This window comes from Veillonella sp. ZSJB6 (genome assembly GCF_051549505.1).
Lineage (GTDB): Bacteria > Bacillota > Negativicutes > Veillonellales > Veillonellaceae > Veillonella.
The window spans coordinates 36,513-52,280 of sequence record NZ_JBPUGE010000006.1; the positions used below are offsets into that span (position 1 = coordinate 36,513).

Annotated in this window: 10 protein-coding genes; all 10 read left to right on the forward strand. The window is 39.1% G+C overall.

Annotated features, from left to right (window positions below; all coding sequences use genetic code 11):
• Window positions 1-144 precede the first annotated feature (144 nt).
• The 10 genes from murA to ACSV5T_RS07750 all read left to right on the forward strand — a co-directional run bounded on the left by murA (window position 145) and on the right by ACSV5T_RS07750 (window position 15,606).
• Entirely contained in the window at window positions 145-1,410 is a 1,266-nt protein-coding gene (murA, locus tag ACSV5T_RS07705; RefSeq protein WP_105086170.1) for a UDP-N-acetylglucosamine 1-carboxyvinyltransferase, read from the forward strand.
• Window positions 1,391-2,776, forward strand: coding sequence for a rod shape-determining protein (locus ACSV5T_RS07710; RefSeq protein ID WP_227720993.1), 1,386 nt, complete (start codon window positions 1,391-1,393; stop codon window positions 2,774-2,776). The genes murA and ACSV5T_RS07710 overlap by 20 nt, the downstream gene beginning before the upstream one ends.
• A gap of 217 nt (window positions 2,777-2,993) precedes the next feature.
• On the forward strand, window positions 2,994-4,337 hold the full coding sequence (locus tag ACSV5T_RS07715) for a phosphodiester glycosidase family protein (RefSeq protein ID WP_295823815.1): 1,344 nt from the start codon (window positions 2,994-2,996) through the stop codon (window positions 4,335-4,337).
• Window positions 4,338-4,425: 88 nt separating this feature from the next.
• Window positions 4,426-4,710 (forward strand): biotin/lipoyl-containing protein, encoded by a 285-nt coding sequence (locus tag ACSV5T_RS07720; RefSeq protein WP_005387253.1) that lies wholly within the window; start codon window positions 4,426-4,428, stop codon window positions 4,708-4,710.
• 12 nt (window positions 4,711-4,722) lie between these two features.
• The gene (locus ACSV5T_RS07725) at window positions 4,723-6,729 is read left to right on the forward strand and encodes a SpoIVB peptidase S55 domain-containing protein (protein WP_005387254.1); all 2,007 of its coding nucleotides are present in this window, start codon (window positions 4,723-4,725) and stop codon (window positions 6,727-6,729) included.
• Window positions 6,730-6,760: 31 nt separating this feature from the next.
• Window positions 6,761-7,522 (forward strand): MlaE family ABC transporter permease, encoded by a 762-nt coding sequence (locus ACSV5T_RS07730; protein ID WP_295204836.1) that lies wholly within the window; start codon window positions 6,761-6,763, stop codon window positions 7,520-7,522.
• A 20-nt stretch (window positions 7,523-7,542) separates the two neighbouring features.
• Complete coding sequence (locus tag ACSV5T_RS07735; RefSeq protein ID WP_295781359.1) at window positions 7,543-8,301, forward strand: ABC transporter ATP-binding protein; 759 nt, start codon at window positions 7,543-7,545, stop codon at window positions 8,299-8,301.
• Complete coding sequence (locus ACSV5T_RS07740) at window positions 8,301-9,560, forward strand: MlaD family protein (RefSeq protein WP_438320719.1); 1,260 nt, start codon at window positions 8,301-8,303, stop codon at window positions 9,558-9,560. Before ACSV5T_RS07735 ends, ACSV5T_RS07740 begins: the two co-directional genes overlap by 1 nt.
• A gap of 42 nt (window positions 9,561-9,602) precedes the next feature.
• A complete protein-coding gene (locus ACSV5T_RS07745) occupies window positions 9,603-11,063 on the forward strand; it encodes a TolC family protein (RefSeq protein ID WP_438320720.1) in 1,461 nt (486 codons plus the stop codon).
• Between the two features lie 256 nt (window positions 11,064-11,319).
• Entirely contained in the window at window positions 11,320-15,606 is a 4,287-nt protein-coding gene (locus tag ACSV5T_RS07750) for a translocation/assembly module TamB domain-containing protein (protein WP_438320721.1), read from the forward strand.
• Window positions 15,607-15,768: the final 162 nt, after the last annotated feature.

Here is a 15,768-nt window from a genome sequence, read left to right on the forward strand (position 1 = left end):
GGCTTTTTTTCTCAGTATTTTCTCACATTCTCTTGATGAGATATATCGAAAAATAGTATAATAACATTTAGTATATGACGTTATAAATACAACGTCTTGTAGTTCATACAAGATGATCGATATAAAAGTGTAGGAGGAATTCTGTTGGAAAAGCTAATCATTCAAGGTGGCAACCGGTTGGAAGGCCGTGTACGTGTTAGTAGCGCTAAAAATGCGGTACTCCCTATTATTGCCGGTACTTTGCTAGCATCAACGCCTAGTAAATTACTTGAAATTCCAAATTTGGAAGATGTAGGTACAATTTGCCAAGTTATCGAGTCTTTGGGGGTTAAAATTACTCGTAATAAAGCAGATGATGAAATTATCTTCGATGCATCTACATTGACTGCTACGGAAGCTCCTTATGAGCTTGTACGCAAAATGCGTGCATCTTTCCTTGTAATGGGTCCACTTTTGGCGCGTAAAGGGGAGGCTAAAATCTCCATGCCAGGTGGTTGTGCTATTGGTGCACGTCCTATTGATCTTCACCTAAAAGCTTTCGAAGCGTTAGGTGCTAAAATTGAAATTACTGAAGATTATGTATATGCACATGCTCCAGAAGGCCTTAAAGGCACTCAAATCTACTTGGATTTCCCAAGTGTAGGGGCTACAGAAAATGTAATTATGGCCGCTTCTATGGCGGAAGGTAAAACTGTTATCGAAAATGCTGCGGAAGAACCTGAAATCGTTGATTTAGCGACATTCTTAAATGCAATGGGCGCTAATATCCGCGGTGCTGGTACTAATGTAATTCGCATTGAAGGTGTGCCTCAATTACATGGTGCAATTCATACGGTTATTCCTGACCGTATCGAAGCTGGTACATACTTGATTGCAGCTGCTATGGCTGGTGGTGACGTATTTGTAGAAAATGCATTGCCTGAACATTTAAAACCAGTAGTAGCTAAATTAAAAGAAGCTGGCGTTACTGTAGAGGAAGAAATTGATGGCATTCGCGTTATCAGTACTGGTAAAGGTATCAAAGCTGTTGATATCAAAACGTTACCATACCCAGGCTTCCCAACAGATATGCAAGCTCAATTTATGGCGCTTACTACAATCGCTGAAGGCACAAGTACAGTAACAGAGACTGTATTTGAAAACCGCTTTATGCATGTTGCTGAACTTCGCAAAATGGGTGCTCATATCGATATCGACAATCGTCAAGCGATTGTAGAAGGTATGCCACGCTTACATGGTGCTGTAGTTAATGCTACAGACTTGCGTGCAGGTGCGGCTCTTGTTTGTGCTGCGTTGACTGCAGAAGGTAGAACAGAAGTTGGTCGTTTACATCATATCGATCGTGGTTATGATGATTTCGTAGGTAAATTGCAAAGGTTAGGTGCTGATATTGTTCGGGTTGACGAATAAAAGTACAGAGCCAAAACAGAATAAAAAGAAACGAAGCCGGCGCTCAAAAGGGCCGGCTTTATACAACGAGCAACAAAACTTAGGTGCTGCTAAGGTTGAAAATGCTAAAACTAGCACTAATCGAAAGCCATTGCGTAGGACAAAACGCAAGTCCACAAAGCTTTCTGAGGGCGTAGCAAAGCAAGCTAGCCATTTAGCTTCCAATATGCGTGAAGCCATGGTTAGAGTCACGAAGATGCGCCGTGTGGAACGTCGTAATCGTGAGACTGTAGCTATTGCAAAAACTACACCAGCTATGACCTTGAAGCGCCTAGTTCGTCCTGAGCAGGTGGGCGATTTAATGGGACGATTAAATCGTTCATTAAACTTTGACTTGGGCATCGACTTAGGAACTGCGAATATTCTTATTTTCGCTAAAGGTAAGGGCTTAGTCTTAGATGAGCCAGCTTATATTGCGAAAGATGATAAAACAGGGGATATTCTTGCCTTAGGCGAAGCTGCACGTACTATGATAGGACGTACACCTAAAGGCATATCTGTTATTCGCCCTGTTCAAGCAGGTGTTATTGCAGATTATGATATGACCGAATTTATGTTAAAGTATTTTATTCGTTCAGTCGTGCCTGCTTCTAGATTGATGAAAACGCGTATTATCGTATGTGTACCATCTGGGATTACACCTGTTGAAAAACGGGCCATTTTAGAAGCTTTGCTTAGAACTGGGGCCAAGAAGACTGTCTTGATAGAGGAACCATTGGCGGCAGCTATGGGGACAGGTCTCAATGATGCAGACCAAGTTGGGGCCATGGTTGTCGATGTTGGTGGCGGTACTACGGATATTGCAGTTCTTTGTGATACGGGTGTTGTTGTAAGTGAATCCCTTCGCATTGGGGGAGATTCCTTCAATGAATCTATTATCCGTTACATCCGTCGTAAGAAGAGACTTGTTATTGGACCTTTAACAGCAGAAAAGATTAAGATTTCTGTCGGGACTGTAGATCGTCGTGCTAAGGAGCGAACTATAGAGGTTAGAGGGCGTGATGCAAGCTCTGGACTACCTAAGATGGTTGCTGTTAATTCCTTAGAAATTCAACGTGCCTTAGAGGCGCAAGTGATGAATATTCTAGAAGGAATTAAATCTATTTTAGAAAAAACGCCACCAGAACTTGTAGCGGCTATTAATGATCACGGCATCATTCTTACCGGTGGCGGTGCTCTCATCGATGGGTTAGATCGTGTTATTACACGTTCTGTAGGTATTGCATCGTATTTGGTAGAGTCTCCACGATATGCTGTTATCAAAGGGGTTGCTAAAGCTCTTGATGAAATGTCACAATTGCGTGATACCTTGGATGAATTACAATAAAATATTGTATTGACATACTATGTAAATTGACGAAGTTGCTATTTATAGTTAGGCCATTGATGATTGGAATAACTGTAGATAGTAACTTCGTTTTTTAGTGCCCTCTTTTTGTAATTTTCATCTTTATGATGTATACTATAGTAAAAGTATATTGCATAAAATTGATGTATAAAAATAAACCTTATTAATATGGTTTGTCGCTATAGAGGAATTGTATATGAAACGATATTTATATATGACTTTTGCTGTTTTAGGTTTTCTAGGCAGTACCATACCTTATGCTGAGGCTGGGAATTTAACAGGCGTACGTGTATCTAATCATGAAGGCACAAGTCGAATTGTATTGGATGTATCTGAAATGCCTGTATCTTGGACTAAGTCTTATAATGAGTCCACACATGCCCTTACACTTAACCTTGGTGGTACTACAAATGGATTGACGGGTCCTATAGCGCAAAATAATACAAAAACAGGTGTTTTAAAAGGCATTGGCTTACAACCTGTTAATGGATCTTTGCAAGTAACATTGACGGCTAACAAGGATGTACAACATCATGAATTTACATTGGAGAAGCCATCGCGTATTGTAGTTGATTTGTTTTCTAGCTATGCTCAACAAACAACAAAGGATGTAAATAAATCTGTTACGTATAGCAAGATTAATAACACTGTAGCAGAAGGAAAAATCCAAGCCTTTGCATTATCTGTGGACAATGATTCATCTATGGTGGTCGCTCATGTTTCGGAAGGTAAACCCTTATCATCTGTAGTTCAATCGCATACTGCTATAATTGGCGCAAAGGTAAAAGGTAGTAGTTTTGATCGCCCTTATTCGGTAGCAAGTGATGGAACTATTGATTTAGAGCGTATTTCTAACCGTGGCACCTTGCGATATACACCAAATCGTGGATATTTTATTGAAGAAAAAAGACCTTTACTACAGGCTAAAACACAGAAGGATACATTCCTGATTACCTCTGTTAATACAAGTCGTAAAGAAAATGCTTTGACTCTATATACATCAGCGTATGGGGCATCTACAAAGACTAATGACTTTGGATACGAAGTGACTGTTGCTAATGGCAAGGTGGTTAGTGGTCAAAAAGGGAATTCTAAAATTGGAGAAAACCAATACGTATTATCTGGTCATGGAGAATCTAGGGATGCGTTACGTAAATTAAAGGTGGGCACACCGATTACGATTCAAAATAGACCGGAGTTGGCACAAGTGAATACCACTGGTGGAGCAGCTTTACAAGCAGGTACTATGGTTTTGAAAAATGGTAACTATGTTGGTGCTGATGGGACCCATAATAAAGCTCGTAGTTTTATAGGAACTACTAAAGATCATAATTTGGTGGTTCTTACTGTTGATAAAGCTGGGCTTCAATCCGTAGGGGTTACACAACAAGAAGGGGCTCAACTATTATCCAAATTAGGCGTCGTGGATGGTGCTGAATTATCGAATCAAGGTAGTGTTGATTTAGTAGTCAATGATACATACGTTCATAAAGCGACTTCAAATCCTACGACCTATGAGGATATTGTAATTATAAAATGAATTCGTTGCATACAATTTTGTTTGAAATATTAGTAATAATTTAGTATACTATAAATACATAACTAATTTTGTAAAAGGAGGGATCGTTATGAAAAGAGTAGTGTTGGCATTAGCTGCTTTAGGCATTTTAAGTGTTAGCTCTGTAATGGCGGCCCCTGTATCATACCAAAGTGTATTAACAGGTAAAGTTGCTTCTACAGTTTCTGTTGGCTCTGCTGTAACAGAAGGTCAAACATTGGTAACTGTAGAGACATTGGCTGGCCCTATGGCTGCTGCTAAATCTACTGTAACTGGTACTGTAACGGCGGTTAATGTTACAGTGGGCTCAGACGTTTCTCGTGATCAAATCGTTGTCACAGTAGAAAGTAAATAAAGGAGAGAAGGAATGAAGTTTTCTCATTCTTGGCGTCGGTATAGAAAAGCGATACTGGCGCTTTTCTTCTGTACTTCACTTACAGCTGCACAGGCTGTTGATTTCATGCCTGTCAATGATGTAACTACAGGTATGGAAGGCATTGCAAAAACTGTAATTGTAGGAGATACCATTTCTACCTTTGATGTAAAGGTACTTGGTGTCATGAAGGATAAGGGACCATCTGGTCATCTTATTTTAGCGAAGTTCTCTGGTCCTGTTATGGAAAAAACAGGCGGCATCGCTCATGGCATGAGTGGTAGTCCTGTATATATAAATGGTAAGCTCGTTGGTGCTGTTGCTTATGGCTGGGGCTTTGCAGATGGTACGATTGGGATGATTACCCCTATCGAGGATATGGTGAAATTATGGAATATTCCATATGAGAAGAACTTATCCAAACCATGGGATGATAAACAATTGATCCCTCTTGGCACGCCACTTATGGCTTATGGCTTTGATGCAGCATCCATGGATTACTTCAAATCCAAGTTGCCACAATATAAATATGAAACATATGATACGGCTAGTGCTAGTGGTGATGAAATTGCTAAACCTCTAGAAGCCGGTGGTTCTGTAGCAGCATTACTAGTTGATGGTGACCTAAAACTGGGGGCCATTGGTACTGTTACCTATGTAGATGGGGAAAAGATTGTTGCCTTTGGTCATCCATTCTTAAAACATGGCTCCTCAAACTACTTCATGCATAATGCAAGCATCTTTACAGTAGTTAAAAGTTATGATGCTGCTTTCAAATTGGGCTCTATGGGCAAGGAAGTTGGCTCTGTAACTGAAGATAGAGGTGCTGGTATTGCAGGTGTTTCTGGTGTGATTTCTCCAGGGATCCCTATGCGATTCCATTTGAAAGACCTTGATATGGGGCGTGATAAAACTAGCTCTGTTAAGGTTATTGAAGATAGTGAGATGACACCGACTTTAGCGGCTACATCTCTATATAACATGTTGAATAAAACGTTGGATCGTAGTGGCGCCGGTACGGCTACCATTTCTTATACGATTACACCAAGAGGTAAAGAGCATAAACCGTTGACGCGAACTAATATGTTCTATAGCTCTGACTCTATCTCTGAGAAGGCTGTTGATGAGTTCTATAATGTTATCGACGTTCTTATGAATAACCGATTCATTAATTATGAAATTTCTGACATCTCTGTAGAAACTGAGGTGACACAAGATAAGAAAACAGCTAAGCTTGTTGATGCCTCTGCATCTTCAACCATTGTTTCCCCTGGTGATACAATCGTTGTAGATGTAACGTTGGAGCCGTTCCGCGGTGAGAAGGTCGTTAAACAAATCTTCTTTAAGGTTCCTGAGGATCAAGCTGTTGGCAAGTATACCTTAGAGGTGCGTGGGGGCGGTGAAATCCCATTACCTTATGTATTAGAAAAGCAAAAATATAATTTAACTGATGAAATTTTACGTCGCTTAAAAGTTCATAAAGATTTTAATGAACTTTATGATGAAATTCAAAAGACTGATACAAATAATCAAATCGTTGTAGAGTTTTTAGAAGATGGCATTAGTCTTGTTGATGAAGATGGTTCCCAATCTGTTAAAAAAGCTAAACTTAAAGATGTGGAATCAAAACCTATGCCAGGGGATGTAAAGAAAAAAACAGGTCAAGAAGATTTGAGTTCTAGTAAGGACGATGATAATCAAATAGAAAAAACTGCTATTGATACGGAATACATCGTTCAAGGTGATGGTCAATTTACAATTCATGTTATGAAACCAGCCGATCGCGATAAAGCATTAGCTAAACGCGTAAAAGAAGTTAAAAATCAAAGCAAGATGGAACATAAATTAGAATTGGAAGACCAATCCAAAAAGGATAAATCCAGTAAAAAAGATGTGAAAAAGTCTGATAAACAAGATGTGAAAAAGTCTGATAAACAAGACCAAAAAACACCTGATAAAAAGGATGAATCTAAAGTAAATGATACTAATGCAGCTGAATAAGCTGAAAATGTAAGGGGAAAGGGCTAAACTGTTGAATTGGCTAGAATCGATAGGACGTGCTGTAATGAACGGCCTATCACAGATGGGTAGTGCTACATTATTAGTGTGGCAAACAATAAGACAACTGAAAATGATTAACCTGTGGCATGTATTTCAGCAGATGGCTCACCTAGGTGTAGATTCATTGCCGATTATTAGTTTAACATTACTATTTGCTGGTGCGGTTATGACCTTACAGATTACAGATGTATTGATTACATATGGTGCACAAAGCACTGTAGGTGGTCTTATGGCTGTTGCTATGGGACGTGAATTAGGTCCCATCTTGGTAGGGGTAGTATTAGCTGGCCGTGTTGGCGCTGCTATCACGGCTGAGATTGGTACAATGAAGGTAACCGAACAAATCGATGCGCTTCGTGTTATGGCTGTCGACCCTATAGGTTATCTTGTGGTACCTCGTGTAGTGGCATGTATGATTATGGTGCCAATTTTGGCATTTTATGGTGTTGTGATTGGGATTGCGGGCGGTTACTTTGTAGCTACCGCTATCAAAGGGTTAGCACCAAGTACCTATTTAGATTCTATTCAAATGTTCTCCACCATTTCAGACTTTACACTTGGACTAATTAAGTCCAGTGTATTTGGTGCTGTTATTGCATTGGTAGGGGCCTATAAAGGAATGGAAACTAAAATGGGCGCAGAAGCTGTAGGCTTCTCCACAACTAGTTCTGTTGTGACTAGTATTATTTTAGTATTTGTATTAAATTACTTTTTATCTACCTTGTTATATTAGTAGATACACTAGAGGGATTTATGATAGAACTACGCGATGTTGTAGTTGCCTATGAGTCACGTGTGATTTTAGACTCCATTAATCTCACCATTGATGATGGGGAGACGTTAGTCATATTAGGTGGTAGTGGCAGTGGTAAAAGTACCTTGCTTCGATTATTAATTGGCTTACAGCGCCCTACATCGGGACAGATTATTGTAGATGGCACAGATATTACAACATTATCTGAAGATGAATTTAATACAGTACGAAGAAAAATGGGGATGGTATTCCAATACTCTGCTCTGTTTGATTCTATGTCGGTAGGCGAAAACGTGGCCTTTGGTTTGCGTCAGCATACGGACTTGGGGGATGATGAGATACGACGCATTGTAGCAGAGCGACTAGATTGGGTCGGTTTGAAAGGGTATGAATCCTATATGCCTAACGAATTGTCTGGCGGTATGAAAAAGCGCGTTAGTTTAGCTCGCGCCATAGCGCTAGATCCAAGCTTAATTCTCTATGATGAACCTTCATCCGGTTTGGATCCTATTACATCCGGTACGATTAGTATGCTCATTAAGGGAATGCAACAACGGCTTGGTTGTACCTCTATTGTAGTAACGCATGATATGCAATCTGCATTTTATGTAGCTGATCGCATAGCCTTACTTGATAAGGGGAAATTTGTGGAAATTTCTGATACAATAGACTTTAAGAATTCTACAAATAAAAAGGTACAACAGTTTATTCATGGTGAAGCAGAACCAATTAATGTATCTGCGATGGGAGATGTATAATGAAGTGGACAACGGAGGCCAAGGTAGGGGCTTTCACGATAATAGGTATAGCATTATTTATTGCGGGCATACTGTTTGTAGGCCGCATTGATATATGGGCTAAACCGCAAATGACGATTACCGGTGATTTTGCTCAAGTTAATGGCCTAAAAAATGGCAATCAAGTTAAATACTCAGGTGTGGCCATCGGTAATGTCTCTGATATAGAGATTACACCACATGGTGTAGTAGTAAAAATGAAGCTTGATGAAAAAACACAAATTCCAAGTGACTCTACGTTCACATTGGGATCAGATGGTTTTTTAGGTGATAAGTTTATTCAAATTTCACCAGGCCAATCTAAGGTATTTTTACAAGATGGTGACACTGTTAAGGGCGAAGGTGCAGACGCTATGGATAAAGCGATGCAAAGCGCTCAAAAACTAATGGATGGCACCGAAAAAATGTTGCAATCTATTAATAATATTATTGGTGATCCAGCAACGCAAAATGCACTTAAGTATTCCTTGCAATCTACGGCAACGATGGCTGATAATGCTGTAGCGATTACACAAAATATGGCTGATGTAACGGCACAGCTAAATCAAGCTGCTCAACAATTTAATGCAGATGGTAACGCAGGCAATGATATGCGTGCTATTTTGACTAACTTAAAACAAACTACGGATCGTGTAGATAATATGGCTCGTTCTATGGAGTCTACTGTAACAGATCCTAAAGCACAGGAAAATATTAAGGAAACATTACATAATACGGCACAAATTTCAGCTCGCATCAACAAATTGATGGGGGGTAAAGCCTATCAAACTGATGCAAGTGGAAATGTAGTAGATGGAAATAATGTTGAAAAAAAGTCATCTACTAAAGTTGAGCCTTCTGTAGATTTGTTATATAACACTACAGATGATGAATTCCGCATCAATGGTCGCGTTCGTGCTTATAATGATAAAGGTATGGCTGAGCTTGGCCTTTCCAATATCGGCGATGGCACTAAATTCGATTTAAATGCAGGTCGATTCATTAGCTCTAAATGGCTAGTACGGGGCGGTATTTTTGAAAGTGAATTAGGACTTGGCGTTGACTATAATTTACGTGGTCCAGTTTCATTATCCGCAGCGGTATATGACCTTAACAATCGCAAATATCGTATTCGTAGTGATATACGTTTACATAAAGATACTTATGGGGTTATTCAAATGACCAGACCGTTCGGTTCCACGAATGGTGGTACCTACTTTGGTATCAAACAAGTATTTTAAAGACTAATACATTCACTTTAGGTGAGTATGGAGGTACATATTATGAATAAAAAGGTTTTATCCTTAGGTGTAATGCTCTCCTTAGCTACTACAGGTGCAATGGCTGCTGATGTAGTTACAACTTCCGTTAATAATGGAGACCAATTAAGCAAATATCAAAAAGAAGCGATTCAATTAACACAAAAGCAATTAGCCGAAAAATCTGTTCAAGATAGTAAAACATATGAGAGCAAATTGGACCTCGATGAGACTCGTACCATAGAGTTGGCGTTGGCGAATAACCGTACAGCAAAACAAACTAAATGGGGCTATGAAGCTGCTAAATCTGCAGTGAGTCAAGTAGCAGCAGGCAAGAACCCTAGTGTAAGCTATGGTTGGTCTGCTCAAAAAACAGGCGGTGACACTGGCCGTGGTAAATCTGGTAGTCATAACTTCTCCATTAGTGCTCCTGTATTTAATCCTCAACTCGATGCAAGTATTGATTCTGCACGTTATACTCGTGAAGGCACTGGCGCTAGCTATGAAGAAGCATTGCAACAAGCAAAATATGATGCTATTAGTGGCTACTATACATTGATCATGAACCGTAATCTTGTTGATGTGGCTCAACAAGCTGTTAAAGATTACCAAGGTCATGTAACAAATGTGCAAGCTCAATATAATGTTGGTTTGGTAGCAAGTTCTGATGTATTGGCTGCTAAAACAAATCTTGCTGATTCTGAAACAAATCTTGTAAAAGCGCAAAATTCTGCAAATTTAGCAGAGGCTAGCTTGAATCAAGTCATTGCATATCCTGCACAAACAGCTATTAATACAGCAGAACATGACTTACAATATAAACCTTACAATATTACGTTGGAACAAGCTAAAGCATATGCTTTGCTTCACCGTTCTGCCCTTGTAAAATCTGCTCTCGATGTAAAATCTGCAGAAGAGGCTGTAAAATCTGCTAAATCTGGCTACTTGCCAACTATAGCTGTAAAAGCTGGTCGTGGTTATGCCGATCCAGATGGTTACTTTGGAACAAGTACAAAATCCTGGAGTGTAGGTGCTACTGCATCTTGGAGCTTATGGGATGGCGGTGCAACACAAAATGCTATTAAAAAAGCAAATGCACAACTTGAACAAGCGAAAGAGGCTAATTTAGCTACTGTTGATGCTGTATTATTAGCAGTACAAAAAGCATACTTGAATTTGCGTTCTGCAGAGCAAACAATCCAAAGCACTCAAACTGCAGTTGCTCAAGGTCAAGAAAGCTTCCGTATTGCTACACTTCGCTATCGTGCTGGTGTTGGTACAAACCTTGATGTACTCGATGCGGAAACTAAATTAACAGATGCTCGTAATAACTATGTACAAGCTCTTTATAATTACAATATTAGCATTGCAGCTCTTGAACAATTGACAGGTGTTCCATTGAATACTCCAGTTGGACAAGGTGCAGAAATTATTGCAAACAGTGGTGCAGCTGAACAATTAGCACAACTTGGTGGCAATCAATAATAGAATACTAAAAAAGACGACTTCGGTCGTCTTTTTTTTGTTATAGATTTATAAAGCGTAAATTCATTGTATATTTTCATTTTTATGTTATGGTAATGTTTAAAATAATTTTATCTGTAGTTATTGCAGAAAATGATTAGTAAAAAAATATATTAGTTTTATAAAATTTACCCTTAAAATACTATAGTTATTACTTTGTGTGTGGTAAGATTAGTATATATATTTATATTATTCATAATGTGTATGGGAGATCATTATGACCCGTAAAAAGTGGTGTCTCATAGGGGCTGCAATTTTAGGCTTATCTGCAGTTGGTGCTAGTATAAACCCTATAGCTCAGACCTATGTAGCACCTATGGTTAAAGAACAAGTAAATAATGCCATAAACGGATCTGTGGACTATGATTCTCTTCGTATCAATTGGAATGGTGATGTAGTTTTATCAGATGTGGTGATTAAAGATCGGGATGGTCACTTAGTAGGGACGGCACAAGATGTAGCCGTTGGGGTTAAACTATCTGCATTACCAAGTATAATTGGGGGTAATATATCAGGGGCAACAGCTATATCGACTGTTACTGTAGAGGCACCTGATCTTCATATATGGCAATTGAACGATGGATCTTGGAGTATAGAAAAATTAGTAAAACCATCTGATCCGAATAAATCGGGTGGTTTTGATGGTGATATTACCATTAATAATGGCCATGTAGCGCTACGTACTAAAGATGGCATTAAACGCAATGTTGAAAACCTTGATGGTACCGTTGCTCTTAATATGAGTGGTATGTCCAAAGGGGCTTTTACTGCTGATGTAGATGGTTCATCTGTCCTTGTAAATGGCAAAATAGATATGGATGATGTGTCTAATTTTGATGTGTTTGTACAAGCTGATGAAATTGATACTGCTGGTATTATGAGCTTTGTTCCGTTGCGCAAAGATCTTGTTGTAACGAAGGGGAAATTACAAGATTTACATCTCAATATTAAAAGTGAAGATGGACAATATGTTATGAGTGGCAATGTAGGCTTTAAAGGTTTAACAGGCACTTTTAAGCGAGGCAATACGATGTATACCATTACTGATGGTGAAGGTCGTATTATGCTCAATCATGACCAAATTGTTATTAGCCATAGCTCTTGGCGAATCAATGATCAAGCGGCGAAGCTTAATGGTCTTATTACACTGGGGAAAGACGAAGAATATCTCAACCTTAATGTTGTAGCGGATAAGGTGAATCTAGAAGCCATTACCGATGTGGGGGTTACTGGTATTGTCGGTGGTCGTGCTCATATTGGAGGCACTACTGTAGCGCCGCGGGTGGATGCCACCATAGGTAGTGATGGTATTTCTTATAAAGGGTACCATGTGGACCGCGTGCAGGGAAATGTAGTATACGATAATGGATTGGTTCGCATCGATGATGCTCAATTATCTATTGGCTCTGGTAATGCTAAAGTTAAAGGTCAATACGTCGTAGATACAGGTGATTTTGACGCTGTTGCTAATGTTCATACCTTATCGTTGGATACTTTCACACAAGATTTGACGATGCCTATTACGGGAACTATTGATGGAGAAATCCACGTTTTGGGTAAGAATAATCAAGTTACAGATCTTGTAGGCGCTGTTCAGGGCCATCAGATTGGGGTCCGTGGTATAGTGTTGGATTCTGTAAAAGCGGATCTAACCCATAGTGACAATCTTACCAATATAACTATGGTTGGAAATATGGGAACTGGATCCTTTAGTGGATATGGCTCTATTCAAAATGGTCAAGTGGATGCCACAATTTCTGGTAATGCGTTACCGTTAACATCACTTAGTTCAATCATAGGTGACGATGTTGCTGGTACTGTTAGCACATCTATTAATGTAAAAGGCGCCTTAGATAATCCTAATGTGACTGGTACTGTATGGGGGCAAGAGGTTCTCTATAAGGGTGCTCATTTTAATGATATTCATAGTGATATTACTTTAGACAATCATGTTCTAACAATTACAAATGGTCATATTGGTGACGGTAGTGGTGGCTATGATATTACCGGTTGGTATAATATCAATACTGACGCCCTAGATTTAAATGCTAAAGCTCGTGCTGTACGTATTGAAAATCTAATTCGTCCTGTAACCGATATTCCTATTACAGGATGGTTTGAAACTGATAACCATATAACTGGGACTGTAGCCAATCCTATTGTAGAAGGCCGAGCTCATTTATGGGATGGGTCTGCATATGGCAAACTTATAACTAACGCTTTTGCAAAGTATAACTATAAAAATGAAAGATTAGAATTTTATCGCTTTGATATTGAAGGTTATGGTGCGACCATTACTGGTGGCGGTACTGTATCAAAAGAAGCTATTAATATTGATTTTGAAGGTAAGAAAATCGATATGGGTAGATTGCTCATCAATACCGATTATAAGGTGGATGGTTTACTAGCAGGCCGTGGTACTATAACGGGTTCCATGGATAACCCTCAGTTTAATGGCTATATTTTATCAGATGCTTTATCCATTAATGGACAGCTATTGACGGATATTCATGGCCATGTTTATGCCGATAAGTCTGTTGTAAATGTACAAGATTTTTCGTTTGCTGAATCGAATGGTGGTCGTTATGTTGCTAAAGGTGGCATGAAGCTTGACGATAGCAAACAATTATTTGGCGTTTTAGATGTTACCAATGGTAGTGTAAAGAATTTGTTGGCATTACTAGATCGAGCCGATGAGCACCTCGATGGTCAATTGAATGGTTCCGTTGAACTTGGAGGTACGAAGGACAATCCAAGTGTTATTGTAAATGGTAAAATTAACGATGTTAGCATTGATGATAAGGTAGTAGGGGATGCAACAATTGATGCGAGTCTTGCAAATCGTAAATTTAAAATTACTACCTTAAAACTACCTGTTGGTGAAGGACTCATTGCAATGGGTGGTACTTTGGATCTTGATGGGCAAGCTGATTTACAAGTAGCTTTAAAGGATGTCGACATAGTGCCATTCCTACCACTCGTAGGTAAGGATATTCAAGCAACAGGCTGGGTAACAGGTGTTGTGAATGTTACTGGAGAAACGAAAAATCCTAAGGTTGAATTATCCGGTGCCGTAGAGTCCGGTTCGTTTAATGGAATTGGCATTGATGAAGGCTTTGCGTTAGCTACAATGCAAGATCATGTCATTCAAATTCAGCGTATTCAAGGTGCTAAGAGTGGTTATAAACTCAGTATTTATGGCAAAATTCCATTGGCGGCTCTTTATACATCTGGTTATTTAGAAGCTAGTGATGCTAAATCTATGGATGTAACAATTGACTTTAACGAAGCTGATATGGCTGTTATTCCTCTTGTTACTACTAGGGTTAAAGATGCAACGGGGCCGTTAAAGGGTGCAATTAGGCTTACGGGGACTATAGACCAACCTGAGGCATACGGCACAGTATCTGTACGTAATGGTACTATGAAATTGGCCAATGTAGATAATGAAATTACAGGCATTGACGGAGACTTAATCTTCTCTGGACAACAAGGGGATTTCCAATCTCGTATCAATATGGGGAAAGGTAGTGCTGGTTTAGCTGCTAAGGTAAATTGGTCTGGTCATGAGCTTACCAACTATAAGGCTGCCGTTCAACTTGATGGACTCGATGTTCGTAGTGAATATGTGAGAGGTCCATTAAATGGTGAACTTTACATTGCGGAACGTGATGGATTACCTACCTTGATAGGGAATTTGGACCTAGAAAACATCCAATTTAAGATTCCTCTTTCCTTGCAGTCTAGTGAAAGTAGCACCAACATGGGCGTAGATGTTAATATTCATGCTGGCAAGGGCGTACGCTTATATGATCGAACTCTATATAACATGTTTATCGGTGGTGATGTTCATTTCGGTGGCACATTACAAAACCCAACTGCTAGTGGCCAGTTCGATGTTAAATCTGGTACGTTCAAATACTTAAGTCATGTATTTAATATTACGAAGGGGAATGCACACTTTGTAGGTGGCTCTTATTTACCAAACTTACAATTAGAGGCTGAAACGAATGTAAGCAACTACAATATTATGCTTGGTGTAAAAGGGACTGTAGACCATATGGATCTTACTTTGTCGTCTAATCCTAGTTTGTCTAGAAAGCAAATTATTTCCATGTTAACCTTTGGTCGTGGTGCCGATTCTAATAGTAGTACATTGACAAATGATGATGTGAATGCTGTTGCTACAGCAGGCTTACAAATGTTTGCCTTTGGCTATGTGCAAGATGCATTACAAAATACATTAGGTTTAGATCGGATTAATATTACGACAGGTTCCATTGACCCTGATGAACCAACTAATAGGGAAACGGCAGGTAATTATAATATTGAAATTGGCAAGTATATTGTGCCAAAGGTAATGCTTACTTATTCACAAGGTATCAATAATAAACAAAATAAATATGGTGTTGAGTATTCTGTAAAACGAAACCTCAAGTTTACTGCATGGCGTACATCGCAAGGAAACAATTATTTAGGTGGTCGTTGGACAAGAAGCTTCTAAGTTTATGGCTAGAGTGTGCAAATCCCATGGGTATGCACATTCTAGTCATATTAATTTCATAAAATTTGTTTAATATAGTACTCATTCCCAGTATTTTATGCTATAATAATAAAGATTTATTAGTCTTTATAAAACAAGATGTAAACTTTTTATGGGGATGAG

What these genes read in the sequence shown, in the direction of transcription:
- ACSV5T_RS07715 (WP_295823815.1), top strand. Translation starts at nt 2,994, where the DNA reads ATGAAACGATATTTATATATGACTTTTGCTGTTTTAGGTTTTCTAGGC.
- ACSV5T_RS07720 (WP_005387253.1), top strand. Translation starts at nt 4,426, where the DNA reads ATGAAAAGAGTAGTGTTGGCATTAGCTGCTTTAGGCATTTTAAGTGTT.
- ACSV5T_RS07725 (WP_005387254.1), top strand. Translation starts at nt 4,723, where the DNA reads ATGAAGTTTTCTCATTCTTGGCGTCGGTATAGAAAAGCGATACTGGCG.
- ACSV5T_RS07735 (WP_295781359.1), top strand. Translation starts at nt 7,543, where the DNA reads ATGATAGAACTACGCGATGTTGTAGTTGCCTATGAGTCACGTGTGATT.
- ACSV5T_RS07740 (WP_438320719.1), top strand. Translation starts at nt 8,301, where the DNA reads ATGAAGTGGACAACGGAGGCCAAGGTAGGGGCTTTCACGATAATAGGT.
- ACSV5T_RS07745 (WP_438320720.1), top strand. Translation starts at nt 9,603, where the DNA reads ATGAATAAAAAGGTTTTATCCTTAGGTGTAATGCTCTCCTTAGCTACT.
- ACSV5T_RS07750 (WP_438320721.1), top strand. Translation starts at nt 11,320, where the DNA reads ATGACCCGTAAAAAGTGGTGTCTCATAGGGGCTGCAATTTTAGGCTTA.